At 37.5% G+C, this 21,798-nt stretch carries 16 protein-coding genes; 12 read left to right on the top strand and 4 right to left on the bottom strand.

All coding sequences use genetic code 11. From position 1 onward, the window contains the following. Positions 1-12 precede the first annotated feature (12 nt). Positions 13-444: a MarR family winged helix-turn-helix transcriptional regulator gene (locus PEDSA_RS13065; RefSeq protein ID WP_013633620.1), complete on the bottom strand. Its 432-nt coding sequence runs from the start codon at positions 442-444 to the stop codon at positions 13-15. Positions 445-612: 168 nt separating this feature from the next. On the opposite strand from PEDSA_RS13065, the gene PEDSA_RS13060 reads away from it, so the two are divergent. The 8 genes from PEDSA_RS13060 (at position 613) to PEDSA_RS13025 (ending at position 12,565) form a co-directional block, all read left to right on the top strand. Then, a complete protein-coding gene (locus PEDSA_RS13060) occupies positions 613-2,088 on the top strand; it encodes a sensor histidine kinase (protein ID WP_013633619.1) in 1,476 nt (491 codons plus the stop codon). Positions 2,089-2,093: 5 nt separating this feature from the next. Beyond that, positions 2,094-5,690: a response regulator gene (locus tag PEDSA_RS13055; protein WP_013633618.1), complete on the top strand. Its 3,597-nt coding sequence runs from the start codon at positions 2,094-2,096 to the stop codon at positions 5,688-5,690. A 19-nt stretch (positions 5,691-5,709) separates the two neighbouring features. Further along, the gene (locus PEDSA_RS13050) at positions 5,710-6,081 is read left to right on the top strand and encodes a response regulator (protein WP_013633617.1); all 372 of its coding nucleotides are present in this window, start codon (positions 5,710-5,712) and stop codon (positions 6,079-6,081) included. Next, the gene (locus PEDSA_RS13045) at positions 6,078-6,902 is read left to right on the top strand and encodes a CheR family methyltransferase (protein ID WP_013633616.1); all 825 of its coding nucleotides are present in this window, start codon (positions 6,078-6,080) and stop codon (positions 6,900-6,902) included. Before PEDSA_RS13050 ends, PEDSA_RS13045 begins: the two co-directional genes overlap by 4 nt. Next, entirely contained in the window at positions 6,903-7,466 is a 564-nt protein-coding gene (locus PEDSA_RS13040; RefSeq protein ID WP_013633615.1) for a chemotaxis protein CheB, read from the top strand. It abuts the gene before it with no gap. A gap of 66 nt (positions 7,467-7,532) precedes the next feature. After that, on the top strand, positions 7,533-7,904 hold the full coding sequence (locus PEDSA_RS13035; RefSeq protein ID WP_013633614.1) for a response regulator: 372 nt from the start codon (positions 7,533-7,535) through the stop codon (positions 7,902-7,904). 807 nt (positions 7,905-8,711) lie between these two features. Further along, the gene (locus PEDSA_RS13030; protein WP_013633613.1) at positions 8,712-11,366 is read left to right on the top strand and encodes a beta-glucosidase; all 2,655 of its coding nucleotides are present in this window, start codon (positions 8,712-8,714) and stop codon (positions 11,364-11,366) included. 68 nt (positions 11,367-11,434) lie between these two features. Further along, positions 11,435-12,565, top strand: coding sequence for an endo-1,4-beta-xylanase (locus PEDSA_RS13025; RefSeq protein ID WP_041537074.1), 1,131 nt, complete (start codon positions 11,435-11,437; stop codon positions 12,563-12,565). A gap of 260 nt (positions 12,566-12,825) precedes the next feature. Here PEDSA_RS13025 and PEDSA_RS19645 read toward each other — a convergent pair whose 3' ends face one another. The 3 genes from PEDSA_RS19645 to PEDSA_RS13015 are packed head-to-tail and all read right to left on the bottom strand — an operon-like array spanning position 12,826 to position 14,038. After that, a complete protein-coding gene (locus PEDSA_RS19645; protein WP_083811759.1) occupies positions 12,826-13,302 on the bottom strand; it encodes a DDE-type integrase/transposase/recombinase in 477 nt (158 codons plus the stop codon). After that, a complete protein-coding gene (locus PEDSA_RS19640) occupies positions 13,245-13,676 on the bottom strand; it encodes a hypothetical protein (protein WP_041536934.1) in 432 nt (143 codons plus the stop codon). Before PEDSA_RS19640 ends, PEDSA_RS19645 begins: the two co-directional genes overlap by 58 nt. A 5-nt stretch (positions 13,677-13,681) precedes the next feature. Continuing rightward, entirely contained in the window at positions 13,682-14,038 is a 357-nt protein-coding gene (locus PEDSA_RS13015; RefSeq protein WP_013633611.1) for a transposase, read from the bottom strand. A gap of 532 nt (positions 14,039-14,570) precedes the next feature. Here PEDSA_RS13015 and PEDSA_RS13010 point away from each other — a divergent pair. The 4 genes from PEDSA_RS13010 to PEDSA_RS12995 all read left to right on the top strand — a co-directional run bounded on the left by PEDSA_RS13010 (position 14,571) and on the right by PEDSA_RS12995 (position 21,772). After that, entirely contained in the window at positions 14,571-16,679 is a 2,109-nt protein-coding gene (locus PEDSA_RS13010; RefSeq protein ID WP_013633610.1) for a glycoside hydrolase family protein, read from the top strand. Between the two features lie 402 nt (positions 16,680-17,081). Next, positions 17,082-18,842: a glycoside hydrolase family 43 protein gene (locus PEDSA_RS13005; protein ID WP_013633609.1), complete on the top strand. Its 1,761-nt coding sequence runs from the start codon at positions 17,082-17,084 to the stop codon at positions 18,840-18,842. A gap of 153 nt (positions 18,843-18,995) precedes the next feature. After that, positions 18,996-20,921: an alpha/beta hydrolase gene (locus PEDSA_RS13000; RefSeq protein ID WP_013633608.1), complete on the top strand. Its 1,926-nt coding sequence runs from the start codon at positions 18,996-18,998 to the stop codon at positions 20,919-20,921. Positions 20,922-20,932: 11 nt separating this feature from the next. After that, positions 20,933-21,772: a sialate O-acetylesterase gene (locus PEDSA_RS12995; RefSeq protein WP_013633607.1), complete on the top strand. Its 840-nt coding sequence runs from the start codon at positions 20,933-20,935 to the stop codon at positions 21,770-21,772. The last annotated feature ends 26 nt before the right edge of the window (positions 21,773-21,798 follow it).

Here is a 21,798-nt window from a genome sequence, read left to right as displayed (position 1 = left end):
GAGTAAAGTAGATTATGGTTGGTAATCTGTTGTTAACTTGTTAATTTTTTTCAAGGAATCTATTAATTGTTCCTTTTCAGCATCTGTAAAATTCTGGTTCAGGTAGTCATTAAACTTCCGAACTACGCCTTTTGCCAATTGTTTTTTCTCTTTGCCCAAGTCTGTTAGAAAAACTTTTACAGAACGTTTGTCTGTCTGATGGCTTTGCCTATATATCAACCCTTCTTGTTCTAAATTGTTTAACATTCTGCTTAAGCTGGTGGACTTTAGCCCTAATAAAGAAGCGACTTCCGACACGGTTGTTCCTTCTCCCTCATGAATATTGATCAATAAATAACCAACAGATTGAGTTATACCAAATTCAGAGGCAATATTGTTATATTTATTAGCTATATTTTGCCAAACAATTTTTAAAAAGTAGTCTATGGTTTCCTGGTGTCTCATAATCTTAATTAGAATACTCCTGATGTTGTCTACCAAATATAATAAATCAATAAATATTATGCAAGCATAATAAGATGTGTTTTTGGAGTGGTTTTTGTGGAAAAGAAGGCGGCATGATGAATTTTAAATCATTAAATTTTATTTTTAATTAATTGCGCTCTAAATTAAATGATACTAATCGTCGACGATAAAGCGGAAAATATATATTCGTTAAAGAAACTTCTGGAAGCAAAAAACTTTTCGGTTGACACTGCAATGTCTGGAGAAGAAACCTTAAAGAAAGTACTGAAAAATAATTATGCGCTGATCATATTAGACGTTCAGATGCCTGGAATGGATGGTTTCGAAGTTGCAGAGACCTTGTCTGGATTCAGTAAAACCAAAAATATTCCCATTATTTTTCTATCAGCTGTAAACACCGATAAGAAATTTATCACTAAGGGATACGCTTCCGGAGGAATAGATTATGTGACAAAGCCGGTAGATCCGGACATCCTTCTTTTAAAAGTAAAGACGTTCTATAGATTGTACGAACAGACCTTAATATTGAACGAGACTCAAAAAAATCTGCAATCCGAAATAGAAATTAGAAAAAAAGTTCAGGAAGAATTAAGAAAAAAAGTAGAACACCTGCATTTTACATTGGAATCTTTGCCACAGATAGCTTTTACAGCAACAGAGGAAGGAGATATAGATTTTGTCAATAAGAAATGGTTTGGCTATTCGGTTACAGATAAAAATTTTCCCCCTGTACATCCGGAGGATAAAGATATTTTTCAGGAATGGTCGATAGCTATGCTAACAGACAGTCTTTTAGAAATGGAAGTTAGAATTAAAAAGATAAATGGCGAAGCTTATAGATTCCATTTGTTAAGGATTGTACCTATTAAAGAAGATGGTCGGGTCGTAAAATGGGTAGGAACGTTCACGGACATTGAAGATCAAAAACAAATAGAAAAAAAGAAGGATGAATTTCTGAGTATCGCGAGCCATGAATTAAAAACACCTTTAACCAGTATAAAAGCTTATGTTCAACTTCTGGAAAGGAGTCTTAAGGCAGAAGATAATTCTCCGGTAGGGACTTATATCCATAGGGTGCAGTCGCAGCTGGATAAACTTCAAAACCTCATTACCGATCTGTTAGATATCTCGAAGATTGAAAACGGAAAACTTAAGCTGAATAAAAGACCTTTTTGTTTGTCTTCTTTGATAGACAATGTGGTGAATACCATTAAACATACTTATGGCAATGTTCAGTTAGAAATTCTTCAGGAGGGAGAAAGACTGGACAGGGAAATCATAGCTGATGAAAACCGGGTAGAGCAGGTTTTGATCAATTATCTGACAAACGCTTTAAAATATGCTCCCGATTCGGATAAAATAATCATCAAAACCGAAAAAATGCGGGAGTTTGTTAAAGTGAGCGTAACAGATTTCGGTACAGGTATTTCGGAGAATAACCAAAAAAGTATTTTCGATAAATTTTACCGGGTAGAGGAAACTTCCGTTAAATTTCAGGGACTGGGAATAGGATTATATATCTGTTCAGAGATTATCAGACAGCATAACGGAGATGTAGGAATAAACAGTAAACTTGGAAATGGCGCTACCTTTTATTTTACTTTACCACTAAACTATAACTAAATTAAATGGCGAAAACGTTTTTAAGAAACTTGCAAATAGGTTTTGGAATCTCTTTACTGATTTTAATTTTAAGTTCGGGAGCTTCTTATATCAGCATACAAAAATTAATACAAAGCCGGGCAGAGTTATCAAATACCAGACAAATTATCGAAGGAGTAACCCAAATCCTCATTAATTTACAGGACGCAGAAACCGGGCAAAGGGGCTATTTGATTACCGGAAGGGATGCCTTTTTAGAGCCCTATTATGCAGGTGTGAAAAATCTGCATATTTCTATCGATAAAGCCATTGGGTTAACTGAGGGCAATACAATAACCAGAAAGAAAATTCAGACGCTCTCCTCACTAGCTAACGAAAGGTTAGCTATTTTAGAAGAGACTATCGTAAAGAAGCGTAAGGGCGAGGCCATTCCTTTTGGAAATCTGGAAAGAGGGAGAAGCTACATGGATAAATGCCGGTATGCGATAGAAGATATCATTAGCCATGAGGAGCAACTCTTGGCGCGAAATAGTGCGCAATTAGAAAATTATATCTCATACAGCATTATATTTATTGTTATAGCAGCTTTTGCTTCGGTTTTTATCACTATATATTTTTATAACAGGGTACGAATCGATTTTAGAAAGCGGGATCAGCTACAAACGGCATTGAAAGAAAAAGATGCCGAAATGACACGGAGAATTAACATTATCAGAAGTATTGCCAACAGAGTTTCCGAAGGTGATTACGAAATACAAGTAAAAGACAATGAAGAGGATGATTTGGGAAGTGTAGCGAATTCTCTTAACCATATGACCAAATCATTGAAGACAGCATTCGAGAAAATAAATGCAAACGAATGGCAGCAAACGGGTTTAGCTTTATTAAATAAGAATCTAGTTGGTAATAAAAGTGTCGAGGATCTATGTAATCAGGTACTAAAGTTTGTTGTTAATTATACCGATAGCTATAATGGTGCACTTTATTTATCAGATAACGATAAAATTATATTAAAAGCAGCCTACGGCTTAGAAGGACATATGCCTAAAAGTCTTAAAGTGGGCGAGGGTATGGTTGGGCAGGTTTTCAAAGATAAAGCATTCAGACATTTTAAGGACTTAACAGGTGATGATTTTACGGTAAGCTTCTCCAGCGGAAAAGTGAAAATACATAATATAGCACTTATGCCTTTAATTTTGGATAATGAATGTCTGGGCGTAATAGAACTTGGTTTGCCCAACGAACCGCGGGAAGAGCAAATATCTTTCTTTCAGGAATCATGTAAAGATATCGGCCTTGCCATTTCCGATGCTTATAACAGGAATAAAATCCAGACTTTATTGGAAGAATCACAGGCACAGGCCGAAGAGCTTCAAATGCAGCACTCGGAATTGGAAAATCTGAATATGGAATTGGAAGCTCAAACCCAAAAACTTCAGGCATCTGAAGAGGAATTGAAAGTACAGCAAGAAGAGCTTCTGCAAACAAATCAGGAACTGGAAGAAAGATCCAAATTACTGGAGGAGAAAAACCATTTAATAGCCGAGCGTAATCTCGAAATACAGAAAAAAGCAGAAGAGCTGGCCTTAAGTACAAAATATAAATCAGAGTTTTTAGCGAACATGTCCCACGAGCTGCGGACACCGCTAAATTCCATTTTGCTGTTATCGCGTCTGATGGCCGAAAATACCGAGCACAATCTCAATGAAGAACAGATTGAATCGGCTAACGTCATCCAAAGCTCAGGAGCCAGTTTACTGGAACTTATAGACGAGATCCTAGACCTTTCGAAAATAGAGGCGGGTAAAATGAAACTCGAGTTTCAAAAGATTGAGATTTCAGGAATCGTTAGCGCTCTAAAAGCATTGTTTCTGCCAATTATCAAAGAGAAAAATCTTGATTTTGATATAAAAATAGGTGCAGATGTAGGACAAATCATAGAAACCGACAAGATGCGAGTAGAGCAGGTGATGAAGAATTTGATGTCTAATGCTATTAAGTTTACCTCAAGAGGCAGTATCGGTTTACAAATCTCCCGGGAAAATAATAACATTTTGTTTGCTGTTAAAGACACAGGGATTGGTATACCCGCCGAGCAACAGAAGATTATTTTCGAAGCTTTCCAGCAAGCCGATGGATCTACTAGAAGAAAATTTGGCGGAACAGGTTTAGGCTTGTCTATCAGCAGAGAGATTGCAAAATTACTTGGTGGCGAAATCAGATTGCTTAGCAAAGAAAGTGAAGGAAGTATCTTCACTTTGGTAGTTCCTATTAGCAGAGACGAAAGTAATGTACATATCAGCAAACCTCACGTAGAAGAATTAATTGAAGAAATTGCAACAGAGGTTACCGAGATACAACAACTTACAGCGTCTTCAAATACCGAAAATCTGGCGATACATGACATTCCGGACGAGGTAGAAGACGACAGAAACAATATCAAAAAGGGAGATAAAGTAATCCTTATTGTAGAAGATGATATTAACTTCGCTAAAGCTCTGCTGAAATATACCAGAAAGAAAGATTATAAAGGTGTTGTAGTTGTAAGGGGAGATATCGCTGCTGGTTTTGCCGAGAAATATCAACCTTTGGCTATACTTTTAGATATCCAATTGCCTATTAAAGATGGCTGGCAGGTTATGGACGAGATAAAAAGCAATAACGCTACTAAGCACATACCTGTGCATATTATGTCTTCGCTTAAAGTAAAAAAAGAGAGCCTTTTAAAAGGGGCAATAGATTTTATCGATAAACCTGTAGCACTGGAACAAATCAACGACATGTTTAAAAGGATAGAGGAAGCTTTAAATAAATATCCTAAAAAAGTCCTGATTGTAGAAGAGAACCAGAAACATGCAAGCGCCTTATCTTACTTTTTAAGTACTTTTAATATTCAAACCGAAATAAAAACCAGTGTCGAGGATAGTATCGATGCACTTTCATCAGGCAAAGCAGACTGTGTAATTTTGGATATGGGCGTTCCGGATATGATTGCCTATGAGACGCTGGAAGCAGTAAAGAGAAATTCAGGGCTTGAAAACCTGCCAATTATTGTTTTTACTGGAAAGAATCTCTCTCAGTTCGAAGAAGCTAAACTGCGACAATATGCCGATTCGATTGTTTTAAAAACTGCACATTCATACCAGCGGATTTTAGATGAAGTAGGCCTGTTTTTACATCTCGTAGAAGAGAAGCAGTCAGATACCTCTTCAAAAAGAACCAATAAGTTAGGGGCGCTTCAGGAAGTTTTAAAAGACAAAAAAGTCCTTGTTGCCGATGACGATGTAAGGAACATTTTTTCGCTAACCAAAGCTCTTGAAAAATATCAGATGAAAGTGGTTTCCGCTATAGATGGCAAAGAAGCTTTGGTACAGCTGGAAAATAATCCAGATACGGCCATTGTATTAATGGATATGATGATGCCTGAAATGGATGGTTACGAAACAATAAGAGAAATCAGGAAGAATAAGAAAAGCGAGGAGCTGCCTGTTATTGCCGTTACTGCAAAAGCCATGGTTGGCGACAGGGAGAAATGTATCATGGCTGGTGCCTCGGATTATATTTCTAAACCTGTAGATACAGATCAACTGCTTTCATTATTAAGAGTTTGGTTATACGATTAAACAGGAGACTCATCAACATATGACGACTAAAAATGTATTGATAATTGATGACGATAGCAGAAATATTTTTGCATTGAGTCTCTACCTAAAAGCGAGAGGCGTAGCAAGCATGTCAGCTTTGGGAGCAAAAGAAGGCATAGAAATATTAAACATGTCAGACGATTTCTCTGTTGTGTTAATGGATATGATGATGCCTGACATGGATGGTTATGAAGCAATTAAAAAAATAAGGGAAAATCCCAGATTTAGTGCTTTACCTATAATCGCGGTAACCGCCCAGGCTATGACCGGCGATAAAGAAAAATGTATTGCTGCCGGGGCATCAGGATATATATCCAAACCCATAAATATGGATAAGCTTATTAGTATGATTCAAGAAGTGACTAAATGATAGAACAGGATATTATTAATGATGACGATTTAGAAATGCTGTTGGCGGATGTATCATCATTATATGGCTATGATTTTTCGCAATATAGCAGAGCTTCCTTGAAAAGAAGGTTGAACCGGATTTGTGTCATAGATAAGTTTACAAGTTTTGCAGAACTCCGGTACACAGTCATAAAACAGCCGGATTATTTACAGCGTTTTATTGAAGAAATCACTGTAAATGTTACCGAAATGTTCCGCGATCCGTCTTTTTATAAGACACTTCGCGATACAGTATTGCCTCAATTAGGGACTTATCCTTTTATCAGGATATGGGTTGCGGGTTGTTCTACAGGAGAAGAAGCCTATTCAATAGCCATCCTGCTTAAAGAAGCAAACCTTTACGGCAGAAGCCTTATTTATGCAACGGATATAAATCCAACAGTGCTGGAAAAAGCAAAAAAAGGTGTGTTTCCTTTAATAAACATGCGTCAGTATTCCGAAAACTATAACAACTCAGGAGGGAAGGTTGATTTTTCCCAATACTATACTGCTAACTATGACGTCGCCAAGTTCGATCCCGAGTTAAAATCAAAGATTATTTTTTCTACGCACAATCTGGTTTCCGACAGATCTTTCAACGAGTTTCAATTGGTGGTATGCAGAAATGTGTTGATTTATTTTGATCGGGAGCTGCAAGCAAAAGTGCTGAATTTATTTGACGAAAGCCTGGAATCTCTGGGCTTCTTGGCGTTGGGTTCTAAAGAAACTTTACGCTTCTCCAGTCTGGAGAAAAATTACAAACAAATAGGGTCAGATAAAATCTGGAGAAAGGCAAAGTAAATGAAAGTTCACATTTTTGCAATAGGAGGTTCGGCCGGTAGTATCAAGGTATTATTACAAGTATTGCCTGATTTAGAAAAGCCAGATTTTCCTGTGCTTATTGTTCTTCACCGCGCTCCAAATGGCCCTCCCGTATTGCAAAGTCTCTTGGCTAGCTATACAAAAATCCCCATTTTCGAGGCCGAAGACAAAACAATTTTAGAATCAGGATGTATTTATATAGCACCGGCAGACTATCATCTGCTAATTGAGAAGGATAAGTCGGTTACCCTGGATTACTCAGAAAAGCTGAATTATTCGAGACCTTCTATCGATGTCACTTTTATCTTTGTGGCACATGTTTATAAAGAGGGGGCTTTAGCGCTCTTGCTTTCAGGAGCAAATGAAGACGGAGTAAATGGTTTAGGAGTTATAAAAAATATGGGAGGCATAGCCACAGTTCAGGATCCAAAAACATGCGAAGTGGAGTATATGCCGCTGCAGGCAATAAATAGAGGAGTAGTAGATATGGTGATCAGACCAGATGAAATAGCCTCTTTTATTAATAAGTTAAGTGTAAAGTGAAACTAATGCCGAATTGTTATATTTAAAGCATAGATACTGGTGTAAACCAAATGAAATTTTAATATCATGAATAAAAAGAAAGTGTTGATTTTTGATGACGATGCCAACATACTGGAATTATGCGCTATCGTTTTACAGGATTTTGGATATGATGTTGAAGTTTCCGAAACATCTCATGACATTATCGAAAAAGTTTCCGAAATTAAACCAGATGTAATCCTGATGGATAATTGGATACCGGATATTGGAGGTATTAAAGCAACTCAGTTATTAAAAAAAGATCCTGATTTTAACCGTATCCCCGTTATATATTTTTCGGCAAATAATGATATCCATTTGTTAGCACAAACTGCAGGTGCCGATGCATACTTGTCCAAACCTTTTGATTTAACAGAACTTGAGAATATTGTTTCAGAGGCCATTAAAAAAACAGCATAATAAAGTAGCACTATCGAATAAAAAATTACATGAACGAAAAGAGGGGGTTGCGAAATCCCTTCTTTGTTTTTAATGAAATAGTTAGGCTTTCTTTGGCATGAGTCGACAATCGGAACGCTATATACTCTCAAGTGTATTCGGCAGACCGGTGAAATGAAGAAGGACGTATGTATCTGTATCTCATCTTTGTACAGGGTACCGGGGGGAAATTTGTTAGAGAATTAGGAATAGAATGACATAGGAGAATTCTGCTTCATTGCATCAACAGTCCCATGATGAATTGTTCCTGTCTTTTTATTTTACAAATCAATTTGAATCGGGAATTTATATTCTGGATGAACACCTTGTCGCCCGCAGGAATATTAGCTTTGATGTCTGCTATACATCTACTTGAACGAAGCGGGAGCTCAGCTTTTAATAGCTCCGTTCACCTATACTTATTTGCTATCCGCGATAGTTTATCAGTTTGATGAAAGCGGCATAATTAAAACGAGCTATTAAGATATAGCCACTTTAATCTTACAAAATCATTTTTAAGTAATCCTGAATTATGCCTCTGTCATTTATGAAAGATTGCTGCTTTCTTATGCTCTGAGAACAAAAAGGTATAAGGAAGCATTTGAATACGACCAGTCCAGCCGGAGAAACTGCAGGGAAAAATTCCTCTGTTTAAGTCCGTATTTAATTTTTGAACATTTGAACTATCTATTTCAGCATTTCTCGCACATATAACATGCCTTATAACCTACTTTTATACCAATTGGGGTATGTATAAACTTAGCCGAAGGGTAATTATAAATTATTGATATGAACAAAAATATAATCCGTTTTTTAGTTACATGTTTCTTTTATTGTTTGTTAGGTAACAGTAATTTGAAAAGTCAGGAAATACCCTATAAGTTCAGGAATCCGGATTTACCTGTTAATGAACGAATAGAAAATTTACTGGGATTGCTAACACTGGAAGAGAAAGTTGGTTTGATGATGAATAGCTCTAAACCTGTTGGACGTCTAGGTATTCCAGCTTACGATTGGTGGAATGAGGCTTTACATGGGGTTGCAAGATCAGGAAAAGCCACCGTATTTCCGCAGGCTATCGGAATGGCAGCTACCTGGAACGAGTCTGGCCACAAACAAACATTTGATTTAATTTCTGACGAAGCGAGAGCAAAATATAATGAAGCGATCAGAAACGGAGAACGTGGAAGATATTACGGTTTGTCATTTTGGACACCAAATATTAATATTTTCAGAGATCCAAGATGGGGAAGAGGGCAGGAAACCTATGGAGAAGATCCTTATTTAACCGCAAGATTAGGTGTAGCGGCAGTTAGAGGTTTGCAAGGTGATGATCCCAAATATTTCAAGACCCATGCATGTGCCAAACACTTCGCGGTACATAGCGGACCGGAATGGAACAGGCATTCCTATGATGCAACTGCATCTGGCAGAGACTTGTGGGAAACGTACCTGCCTGCTTTTAAAGCATTGGTGAAAGAGGCAAATGTACAGGAAGTAATGTGTGCATACAATGCCTATGAGGGGCAACCATGTTGTGGTAGCGATCGTTTACTTACTGATATTCTAAGAAATAGATGGGAGTATAAAGGAATTGTGGTTTCCGATTGCTGGGCTATTGATGATTTTTTTAGGAAAGGGCACCACGAAACACATAAAGATGCAGCCGCGGCGGCAGCAGATGCGGTGATACATTCTACCGATTTGGAATGTGGAAGTGCTTATACCAATCTTCTGGAAGCCGTTCGGCAAGGACTCATTTCTCAGCAGCAAATAGATATTTCTTTAAGAAGAGTTTTGAGAGGATGGTTTGAATTGGGAATGTTAGACCCTGCTGAGCGTTTACCTTGGAGCCAATTACCATACCAGATAGTCGCTTCAAAAGAGCATGTACAACAGGCTTTAAAAGTTGCCAGAGAATCTATGACCCTGTTAAAGAACAACGGTTCAATTTTGCCGTTAAGCAAATCAATAAAAAAAATAGCGGTTATTGGTCCTAACGCAGCAGATAGTGTGATGTTGTGGGGTAATTATAATGGAACCCCAAATTCTACTGTCACTATTTTGCAGGGGATTAAAAATAAACTACCTCACGCAGAAATCATCTATGATAAAGGTTGTGATTGGGTAGATCCATGGGTGCGTACTTCTTTATTTGAAGGATTTACCAGTTCCCCTAAAGGTCAGAAAGGAATGAAAGTTGAGTTTTTTAACAATACGCAACTTTCGGGTAGTCCGGAAACTACCCTAATAAATACTTTAGCCATAAAGTATAATAATGCCGGTGGTACAGCTTTGGCACAAGGTGTTAATTTGCAGAATACTTCCACCAGGATTTCAGGAGTATTCACAGCGCCTTATACAGGTGAAATTGTTTTTAAAATCAGTGCTTCGGATGGATATGTTCTCTACGTAAACGATAAAGTTCTTTTAACAAAGAAAGGGCGAGAGGCATCTGCAGATACCGAATATACGATGAAGGCAGAAAAGAACAAAAAGTATAATATTGTTTTGGAACATAAGCAGGTTGGGAAATATGTGAATATTGACTTTTCGGTGTTAAAGAAAGATAAAGCCGATTTTACCAATTTAATTAAACGTCTAAAAGAAGTAGACGCTATTGTATATGCTGGAGGTTTATCGCCACAGTTAGAGGGAGAAGAAATGCCTGTTAACGCTGATGGTTTTAGAGGTGGAGATAAAATATCCATAGACCTTCCAAAAATTCAAAGAGAACTCTTGTCTTCATTAAAAAGTACCGGAAAGCCGGTGGTTTTCGTGTTATGTACCGGAAGCTCTTTAGCTTTAGAACAAGACGAGAAAAATTACAATGCTTTACTATGTGCCTGGTATGGTGGACAGGAAGCTGGAACTGCTGTGGCAGATGTATTATTTGGAGATTATAATCCAGCGGGCAGATTGCCAATAACTTTCTATAAAAGCTTAAGCCAATTAGATAACGCGCTTTTAAAAACATCCGATACCAGCAGACAAGATTTTGAGAATTACAGCATGCAGGGCAGAACATATCGGTATATGACTGAGAAGCCTCTTTATGCATTTGGCCATGGGTTAAGTTATTCAAAATTCAATTATGGCGAAGCAAAGCTAACATCTGGGACAGTTAAAATAGGCAACACTTTAAACATATCCATACCACTTACTAACATCTCCAATAATAAAGGAGAAGAAGTTGTTCAGGTATATGTAAAGAGAAATGGTGATCCTGATGCTCCGGTAAAATCCTTAAAAGGATTTAAAAGGGTAGCTATTGCGGCTGGAGAAACAAAACATCTGGATTTCCAGCTTACTGCAGAAGCATTTGAGTTTTATGATCCGTCAAAAGATGAACTTGGTCCGAAAGCAGGTAATTATACCATTATGTATGGAGGTTCATCAAATGAAGATCGCCTTAAATCAATCAGTATAAATGTGGTATTATAAATCTAATGTGTTCAAACCGTAATTCAATTTTAACTGAGAAATATTCACTACCAAATATATTTTTTTAAATGAAAAGGAATCTATTACTTATGCTGCTACTGGTTTGTTCCGGTTTTAGCTATGCTCAAAAAAAAGCTACTGTCGAATCATTAAAACAAGCTTTTGAGGGGAAGTTTTACATTGGAACTGCTTTAAACCTCAACCAAATTTGGGAAAGAGATCCTGCTGCCGACAAGCTAATAAAGAGCCAGTTTAATTCTATTGTTGCAGAAAATTCTATGAAAAGTATGCATTTGCAACCTCAGGAAGGCAAATTCAATTTTAAAGATGCAGATAAGTTTGTAGCGTATGGCGAAGCTAATAACATGTTCCTTATAGGCCATACCCTAATCTGGCATTCACAAGCGCCATCGTGGTTTTTTAAAAATGAAAAAGGAGAGGAGGTTTCGAAAGAGGTGCTAATAGAGCGCATGAGAAATCATATTACAGCCGTTGTTTCCAGGTATAAAGGCAGAATTAAAGGTTGGGACGTGGTGAATGAAGCAATACTTGATGATGGATCCTGGAGAAAGAGTAAATTTTACAATATAATAGGAGAAGAATTTATAGAGCTGGCTTTCAAATTTGCACATGCAGCCGATCCGGACGCCGAACTTTATTACAACGACTATTCAATGGCTTTGGAAGGCAGACGAAATAGCGTTGTTAAAATGATTAAGAATCTAAAATCCAAAGGAATTAAGATTAGTGCTATTGGAATGCAGGGGCATTTATCTCTTGATTTTCCAAAAGTTGAGGAGTTTGAAAAAAGCATATTGGCTTTTGCGGCAGAAGGAGTAAAAGTGATGATTACAGAAATGGATATTACCGTTTTACCTATGCCCAATAGAAATATTGGTGCCCAGGTGGAGAGTAATTTTGCATACAAGAAAGAAATGAATCCATATGAAGATGGATTGCCTAAAGATAAACAGACAATATTTGAAAAACGCTATCTGGATTTCTTTAAACTTTTTTTAAAACATGAGGATAAAATCAGTAGGGTTACAGTTTGGGGAGTTACAGATGCAGACTCATGGCGGAATAACTGGCCAATGCCCGGCAGAACAGATTATGCCTTGCTGTTTGACCGGCAATACAATGCTAAACCTGTCGTTAAGCAGATTTATAGATTTGGCTCTTCAAAAAAGAAGCCATAAATAAAGAACGTGTATGGTAATGGAATAGTTATAGAATAGTACAAGGTATAAGCCGGATACCGTGGGGTATATGTGGATGAAAGGTGGACTATTCGTGGATTATAGGTGGAGTTATAAAATCTTGGTTTGGGTAAATAGAAAAAAGTGTCCTATACTAGATTTACTTGACAAATTTGGACGGTAATTACTAATTTTGGTTTACAATTTATATTATTTTCCCGATATTACTTTACACTAAATTTTATTTTCCTGATTTCACTTTACCTTGCATTACTTGATGCATGTTTTGCTTGTGGTATTTGAAGCTGGCAAGAGAAGTGGGGTCCGATCTGGTTATAACTGATAATTGCGTTTTCTACTGCATCTTTAGCTTTTTGGTATGAGTCAAAAGATTGGTATAGATTAAATTCTTGTTTTAAAATACCATTCACCCGCTCTGCGATAGCATTATCATAAGGGCTTCCATTTTGCGTCATGCTAATTTGTACATTTTGGCTGATCAATAATTGGACATAATCGTCACAGCAGTATTGAATTCCCCTGTCAGAGTGATGAATAAGAGGTCTTTTGGGGTATAATCTTGATTTTAACGCCATCTGAAATGCTTTTATGCATCCTTCTGCTTTTAAGTTTCGACTTAAGTTATAACCTACAATTTTTCTTGAATAAGCATCTGTAATCAAACTAAGATAGATAAAACCTTTTTTGTTTTTAAATAGGTAATATCGCTCACCCATATTTCTTCTGCCATTATAGCTTTACGTCTTTGCACCAGATCCGGCCATTTCTTAAAATGATGAAAGGAATTGGTCGTTCTGGCATATAATCTCCGGGGCTTAACCAGCAAATTATTTTCCTTTAATAAGCAGAAAAAAGCATCTCTTCCCATCGAAATCTGATGAGCAGATAGGAATTTTTGCAGCATGGAGTGCATCTTAAGGCCGCCGATGTGGGGCAATTCACTTTTTATTTGTCGAACCTGTTCTATCACTAAAGTTCTTTGTAGTTGTTTCTGTCCCTTATTTTCAGCTAGCTGATACCAACCTTGACGACTTTTACCAAACAAAGCACAAATTGTTGTTAGGGAAATTTCATGATATATTTCTTTCATTTGTCCTACTGTTTGGTACCAGGCTTTTTTACAATATCTACCCCCATTTCCCGTTCGGCATTACGAATGAGCATTTCTAATGCGGTGATCTTAAGTTTTGCCAACGCTAATTCCTCTTCAAGCTTAGCGGTGTTTGAGGGCGTTAATTCCGCAGGAGAACTTGTCTCTGGGGCTGGGTCAGGATGATGCTTATTGTACCACTTTACAAAGTAAAATACATTGCCTGAATTTAAATTGTATTTCTTGCCAACCTGACTGGCGCTATAGTCACCCAAAATATATTCTCGGGCAACTGCAATTTTAAAACTGTCTTCGAATAAAGGAGTACGACCTTTGCCCTTTCCTTTTCTTGGTTTTTCCATTGTTCTTTAAAGTTAGGATTTTGTCCAAAATTGTAAAGTGGATTTAGGAACGGACAAATTTTAAAAGGCGTTTAAGACAGGGTATTAAACATAATTCTACTTTCTAATATACGTAAAAATAATGACAAAAAGTATATGTCCTGAACACCTGTAAATTGGACTTTCAAGTTTTACAGGGCCTTTCGGTAGAAAATTGGAGTTTCAACAAAGAGTGGTTTAAATGCTTATTTGCTTATCGAGGTGCTTCTACGAGAGAATATAGCTCTATTCTGTTTTTAATGTTTTAATTGTAAATAATTGTCTGTCAGTGGTTTTTTTAACAGATGGGAGCGTTTGAAAATTAGAGGCTCAAACAAAAATTCCATTTTTTTGACAATTTATGCCGTTTAACTAAATCTAATACTTCTACACTTGCAACTGTACAACAAGTGTGTTTTTGCTTGTTGTACAAGCAGTTATACGGCAATTCGGCGTATTCTGACAGAAGAACGAAATAACCACTTTTAAAATAATCTAAAACATTGATTTATTCATGAAAAGAGCGAATCTAATATTTAATAAGCTAGCGTTAAGCTGTATGTTTATTGTGTCGGCATTGCTGTTTGCAGGAAATATTAAAGGACAAGATATCCTGCAAAAAAGTACTGGAACACAGCAGAAATTTATTCACAAAGCAGTCGGTAATCCATACTTGCCTTTGTGGGAACACTTACCCGATGGGGAACCACGTGTTTTCGAAGATCCGGATAGTCCGGGAAAATACAGAGCTTATATCATCGGTTCTCACGACTTAAGATATACGAGCTATTGTGGTCCGGATATTAGAATGTGGTCTGCTCCTATAGAAGATTTATCGAGTTGGAGAGATGAAGGAGCAATTTTTACTTATGAAATTGAGGGACAGTGGGATGTGATGTATGCGCCAGATTTAGTGGAGGTAAAAAGAAAAGACGGAACCAAAGAATACTATCTCTATCCGCATAGCCGTGGACCAAATCGGGAGGCAATGGTAGCTAAAGGAAGTCGTCCGGATGGGCCTTTTACACCTATTAACCTTACAGAAGACGGGAAACGTACTGTACCGGGCAGTATCCTAGGTTTTGACCCTGCAGTTTATATAGAATATATTGATGATCCGAAGGATCCGGATTACGAGATAGGTTTCAGAGCTTATGGATTTTGGGGCTTTCAAAGATCATTAGCAGCAGAATTAGATCAAAAAACCATGTATTCGCTAAGGCCCGGAACTAAAATTATCAACTACTTTATTCCGGCAAGCAGCAAATATGGCGTAATTCGCGATCCAAAAGGTACTACCTATCCAAATATTTATGAAAAAGAAGATTTAGGGTCATTTAACTTTTTCGAGGCATCATCTATACGCAAAGTTGGCAATAAGTATGTAACCGTTTATAGTGGTTATTCCGGTCCGGAATATGGAGTGCCAAGTTCAAATTCTACCCTGCGTTATGCAGTGGGAGATTCTCCCTTAGGCCCGTGGAAAAGCGGAGGCGTATTGGTAGATTCCAGAGGTCCGGTGCTGAACAAAGACGGAACAGCGATAGTTACGGCTAATGCCGGTCATAATACTCACGGTAGTATTGAGTTGATTAATGGCCAGTGGTATGTGTTTTATCATAGGCCACCCAGAGGATTTGGTTTTGCCAGACAGGCGGTGGTAGCACCGGTAACTATAAAGTGGGATGACAAGCCTGTAGCAGAAGGCGGAACGCTGTCTATCAGAGCATATGACCCTTATTCGCCAAATAAGTTATGGACAGCAAAAGATAGTCAGGGAAGGGAATATAAAGGCGCCGAGATTACATCAGAAGGTTTCCATATTTATGGCTTAGATCCTTATCAGTATTATTCTGCGGGATATGCCAGTTATTTGTCTGATATCGGTATACAGCAGGATTCATGGGATGTTTGGGACAACCACATGCCTATTACCAATGTAAAAAACGGGCATATTGTGGGGTTCAAGTATTTTGGTTTTGGTGGATTAAAAAAGGATACCTTGGGTTTAAAAGCTTTTGACGGAACAAAAGCAGGTAATCAAACTGCATTTAACTTATTTATTACGCCTAAAACAGTAAAGGCTTTTAAGGTAAATGTTTGGTTAAACGGGCCCTGGGACAATGAAGTATGGCAGGGAAAGAAACTAGGTGAAATCTATGTACCTGCAAATTCTAAAGCAGAAACCACCCAATTTAGCATAGATGTTTCTCAATTTGTAGATAATTTGGACAAAAAACATGCTGTATATCTTGTTGCCGAAGGCGAGGGACAGGATGCGCTTTTCGATTTTATAGGCTTAGGATTTAGTTCCAAAGACCATAAAATAGTTCGTCCAATTGTACCGCAGGTTAATATAATGGTGAACGGCAAGTCAATTGATTTACCCGTTACTCCGGTAAGATCTACAAATCAGAATGGTATTATCGGTTATAATATTTATGAGACAACTTACAAATTACCTGTGCGTACAAAGAAAGTACCTGTTATTAAAACAATTTCCAATAATCCTGAGGTTAAAGTAGCTATTATACAGGCTAAGTCATTAAATGAACCGGCAACTGTTCAGTTTGATTATAATGGCGTATTGAAAATCTATAATGTCAAGTTTAGTACAGAATAAATATTTCATTCAACATTCAATAAGTAGTATCAAAAAATATGATGAAAGGGAATACGGGTTTAGTTCTCAAGAACAATTGCTCTTCGGGATGTTAGCGTAGCGCATCCCGAAGTGTGAATAAGGCGAGTTTGAAACTCGTTTTATTAATAAGGTAACAAGGCATTACTAAAAATAATGCCTTTGTTTTTTTATAACAATTTGCTCAGGTATATAAACCTTGAAATACCTTATTAAAACACCAAATCTTGAACATTTTTATAACTATAATGATGAAATGTCCCCTTCGAGGCTTTAAACAGTAGATACTTTTGTTAGGTCATGATGCAATTCATTACAATTTGCATTTTGAGGTTAACCAATAACAATTGCAAAATTGCTTTATAAGCTTAATTCAATTTAGATATGAGAAGAAAGAGTGTATTTCATCCTTTAAAATTTTATTCCAGTTGTTTGCTCGTTTTATCTTGTTTCACACAAAGTTGTAAATCTGTTGAACCGCAAGACACTAAAGAGCGTACCAATGAACCCATATTTAGCAATTTTGCCTATAAAGGAGATGATAAAGTTTACAGAGAAAATCCCGTTAGCTCCAATAAATTTTATACAAGTATCTTACAGGGTTGTTATCCGGATCCTGCAATCACCAGAAAAGGCGATGACTATTTTTTGGTAAACTCTTCTTTTACTTTTTTTCCTGGAGTACCTATTTTCCACTCTAAGGATTTGGTTAACTGGAGGCAGATAGGCCATGTATTGGATAGGCCTTCACAGTTAAAAGTAGAAAACACCTTGATGAATTTTGGAGTTTATGCTCCTGCTATTAAATACAACCAGTATAATGATACATTTTACATGATAACCACTCAGTTCTCAGGAGGATTTGGTAACATCGTTGTGAAGACAAAAGATCCGTTTAAAGGATGGAGCGATCCCATAAAACTTCAATTTGATGGTATAGACCCTTCTATGTTTTTCGATGATAATGGTAAGGCTTATGTGGTTCATAATGACGCGCCAGCAAAAGGGGCCGAATTGTATAATGGTCATCGTGTAATTAAAATCTGGGACTATGATTTAGAGAACGATAGAGTTGTTCCCGGAACAGACAAGATTATAGTAAATGGAGGCGTTGATATTTCGAAAAAGCCAATCTGGATTGAAGCGCCACACATCTACAAAAAGAACGGGCGTTATTACCTGATGTGTGCAGAAGGAGGTACAGGAGGAGCGCACAGCGAGGTGATTTTTAGTTCAGATAATCCGAGAGGGCCATATACACCGGCTCCAAAAAATCCTATTCTAACGCAAAGACATTTGCCGGCAAATAGACCTGATAAGGTAGACTGGGCCGGACATGCAGATTTAGTTGAAGGGCCAGACGGAAAATATTATGGCGTTTTTCTGGGAATCAGGCCAAATGAAAAAGACCGGGTAAATACAGGGAGAGAAACTTTTATATTACCGGTAGACTGGACCGGAGAGTTTCCTGTTTTTGAAAATGGTTTAGAACCTATGCCGGCCACAATTAAAACACCAGCAGGTGTTGTAAATAAAAAAGGCGATGAGGGCTTTTTTCCATCCGGTAACTTCGAGTTTAAAGATAACTTTGATAATGAAAAACTAGACTACAGGTGGATTGGAGTAAGAGGCCCCAGAGAGCATTTTGTACATTCTGATAAAAAAGGCGGACTCCGTATTAAACCATTTACAGTCAATATAAGCGAAGTTAAACCTACATCGACCTTATTCTACAGACAACAGCATAATAATTTTTCTGCCGAGGTTGCTATAAACTATCAGCCAAATTCAGAAAAGGACTTAGCAGGATTAGTTTGTATGCAGAATGAGAAATTTAATTATGTGTTTGGTGTCACCAAAAAAGGAAAGACAAATTATATAGTATTACAGCGTACGCAAAATGGTATAAAAACTATAGTAGCCAGTGAGAAAGTGGATATTAATAAGCCACTTCGCTTACAGGTTAAAGCGAATGGAGATAACTATGAATTCGCTTTTAAAAGCGGTAACGCTGGTTACAAAATGCTTGGCGGAATAGTGTCAGGAGATATTTTGTCCACTAACGTTGCGCAAGGTTTTACAGGAAATTTAATAGGCTTGTATGCAACCTTAAATAACAATATGGATCTATCAGTCATAAAATAAATTTAGAAAGCATTCCAAACCAAAAAGCCCTGTTTCATAGGCTAGGGTAACTCTTTAGCAATTGAAATTAACTCTCTAAAGAAATTATGCTTTAGTGTATTGAAACAGGGATATAACCAATAATGAGGATTAACCAAATAATATAAGCCACATATGAAGCAATTAGTTTGTTTATTTCTGGTGTTTTCGATGTTTTCGATTTCACTGTTTGCGCAACCTTCTGAAATGCAGGCACCAGAAGGTTTTGATGTTCAACGCGAAGGAATAGCTCATGGAAATGTTGAGATGATTACCTACAAATCTAAAACCGTTGGTGCTGACCGTAAAGCAAGAGTGTATACTCCGCCAGGGTTTAGCAAACGTAAAAAGTACCCGGTGCTTTATTTATTACACGGAATAGGCGGAGACGAAAATGAATGGTATAACCAGGGAAATCCACAGGTTATATTGGATAATCTGTATGCGCAAAATAAGCTGGAGCCTATGATAGTGGTTTTGCCGAACGGACGGGCAATGAAAGATGACCGGGCGGTAGGAAATATTATGGAGGCCGAAAAAGTAAATGCTTTCTCGGTTTTTGAAAAAGATTTGTTAAACGATTTGATACCGCATATAGAGAAAACATATCCGGTAATATCAAAAAGAGAATACCGGGCTATTGCAGGTTTGTCCATGGGCGGCGGTCAGTCTTTGAATTTTGGTTTAGGCAATCTGGATAAATTTGCATGGGTAGGAGGTTTTTCTTCGGCTCCTAACACCAAAAGAGGAAAAGAATTACTGGCTAATCCAGAAGAAGCAAAAAAGAAGCTCAAATTGTTGTGGATTTCTTGTGGCGATAATGATGGACTTTTAAATGTAACTAAAAGTACCCATGAATATTTAGAAAATCATAAAGTACCTCATATCTATTATATAGAACCCGGTAACCACGATTTTAAAGTTTGGAAAAACGATTTGTATATGTTTTCCCAATTCTTATTTAAGCAGATAGACAGCACCACTTTTCCGAAATATACAGTTTTAGGTACACCCGCATCCACCAATATTCGATCGGCAAAATATCCGCAAGTTTTACCGGATAGGCGGGTGATTTTTAAGATAAAAGCTCCGGAAGCCCAAAAAATACAGATAGATCTGGGTAAGAAATACGATTTAATCAAAGGAACAGACGGAGTTTGGACAGTTACAACCGAATCAATAAATGAAGGATTTAACTATTATTCCTTGATTATAGATGGTGTGGCTGTGGCCGACCCGTCAAGTGAAACTTTTTACGGAATGGGAAGAATGGCAAGCGGTATAGAAATTCCGATTGCGGGAGAACCCTTTTATAATGAAAGAGAAGTACCGCAAGGAGAAGTACGGATGAAAAGATATTATTCTGATGTTACCAAATCGTGGAGAAAATTATATGTATACACACCGCCTTCTTACGATTTAGAGGCGAGTAGCAAATTTCCGGTGCTTTATCTTCTTCATGGTGGTGGCGAGGATGAGAGAGGATGGTCTGCCCAGGGGAAAGCAGATCTTATTTTAAATAACCTGATAGCCGACAAAAAAGCGAAACCAATGGTTGTGGTTATGTTGGACGGTAATCTGTCTACTGGCATAGCAGGATTTACAGATCGCTCTTTAGCTATGTTTGAAAACGAGTTGATAAAAGCGGTAATTCCTTTTGTAGAAAAAACTTATCGGGTATCTGATAAAGCCACAGATAGAGCCTTAGCAGGACTATCTATGGGTGGTATGCAAACCTTACATGCCGGAATTAAGCACTCCAACTTGTTTTCTGGTTTGGGCGTATTCAGTTCAGGATGGTGGTCTAACAGACCCGAGCTCTCAAAACCACATTATGATTTTATTCAGGAAAATGTTGCGACAGTTAACAAAAACGTGAAGAATCTATGGATATCTATGGGGGCAAAAGAGGATATAGCTTACGAAAACTGTAAAATCATGCTAAAGAAGTTCGACGATATGGGGCTTAAATATACTTACGAAGAATATCCAGGAGGGCATACCTGGCCAGTGTGGAGAAGAAGCTTACACCAGTTTGCTCAAACTTTATTCAAACAATAAATGCCATACAGATGAAAAATAAATATCTTATTACGTTGATTATAATAGCTGGAGCTACCTTAAATAGCTTTTCGCAGCAAGTAAACAAAAACTTTCACATATACCTTTGTTTTGGACAATCTAATATGGAGGGACATGCAAGGGTAGAAACCGATACCAATTTGCCTGTTAATAAACGTGTCAAACTACTTCAAGCGGTTTCCTGCGAAGATCTTAAAAGAGAACAAGGTAATTGGTACGACGCTATAGCTCCTCTGGTAAGATGTAATACCGGTCTTGGCCCGGCAGATTATTTTGGGAGAGCCATGGCGAACAGTTTGCCTGATAGTGTAACTATAGGAATTGTAAATGTGGCAGTAGGTGGTTGCAAAATTGAGTTGTTTCATAAAAAATATAGTGAATCTTATATAAACACAGCGCCAGATTGGATGGTAAGTGCATTAAAAGCCTATAGCAATAATCCGTATCAAAGACTGATTGAGATGGCAAAAATTGCGCAACAATCCGGAGTTATTAAAGGAATACTCTTACACCAGGGCGAATCTAATACCGGAGATACTTCTTGGCCACAAAAAGTTAAAGATGTTTATGGGGATTTAATTCAGGACTTAAATCTGAATCCTTCAAAAGTGCCTTTATTAGCCGGAGAGGTAGTTCATGCAGAACAAAACGGTGTATGTGCAGGTATGAATGAAATTATCGGACAGCTACCCGGATTTATACCCAATGCCCATGTGATATCGTCAAAAGGGTGTGAGGCAGGTGCAGACCGTTTACATTTTACAGCGGTGGGTTACAAAGAATTGGGGAACCGTTACGCAAGTAAGATGCTTACTTTATTGACTAATTAAAGTTATAAGATTAATAAACCTTATAA

The organism is Pseudopedobacter saltans DSM 12145 (genome assembly GCF_000190735.1).
Lineage (GTDB): Bacteria > Bacteroidota > Bacteroidia > Sphingobacteriales > Sphingobacteriaceae > Pseudopedobacter > Pseudopedobacter saltans.
This window is presented reverse-complemented; position numbering and strand designations above follow the sequence as displayed.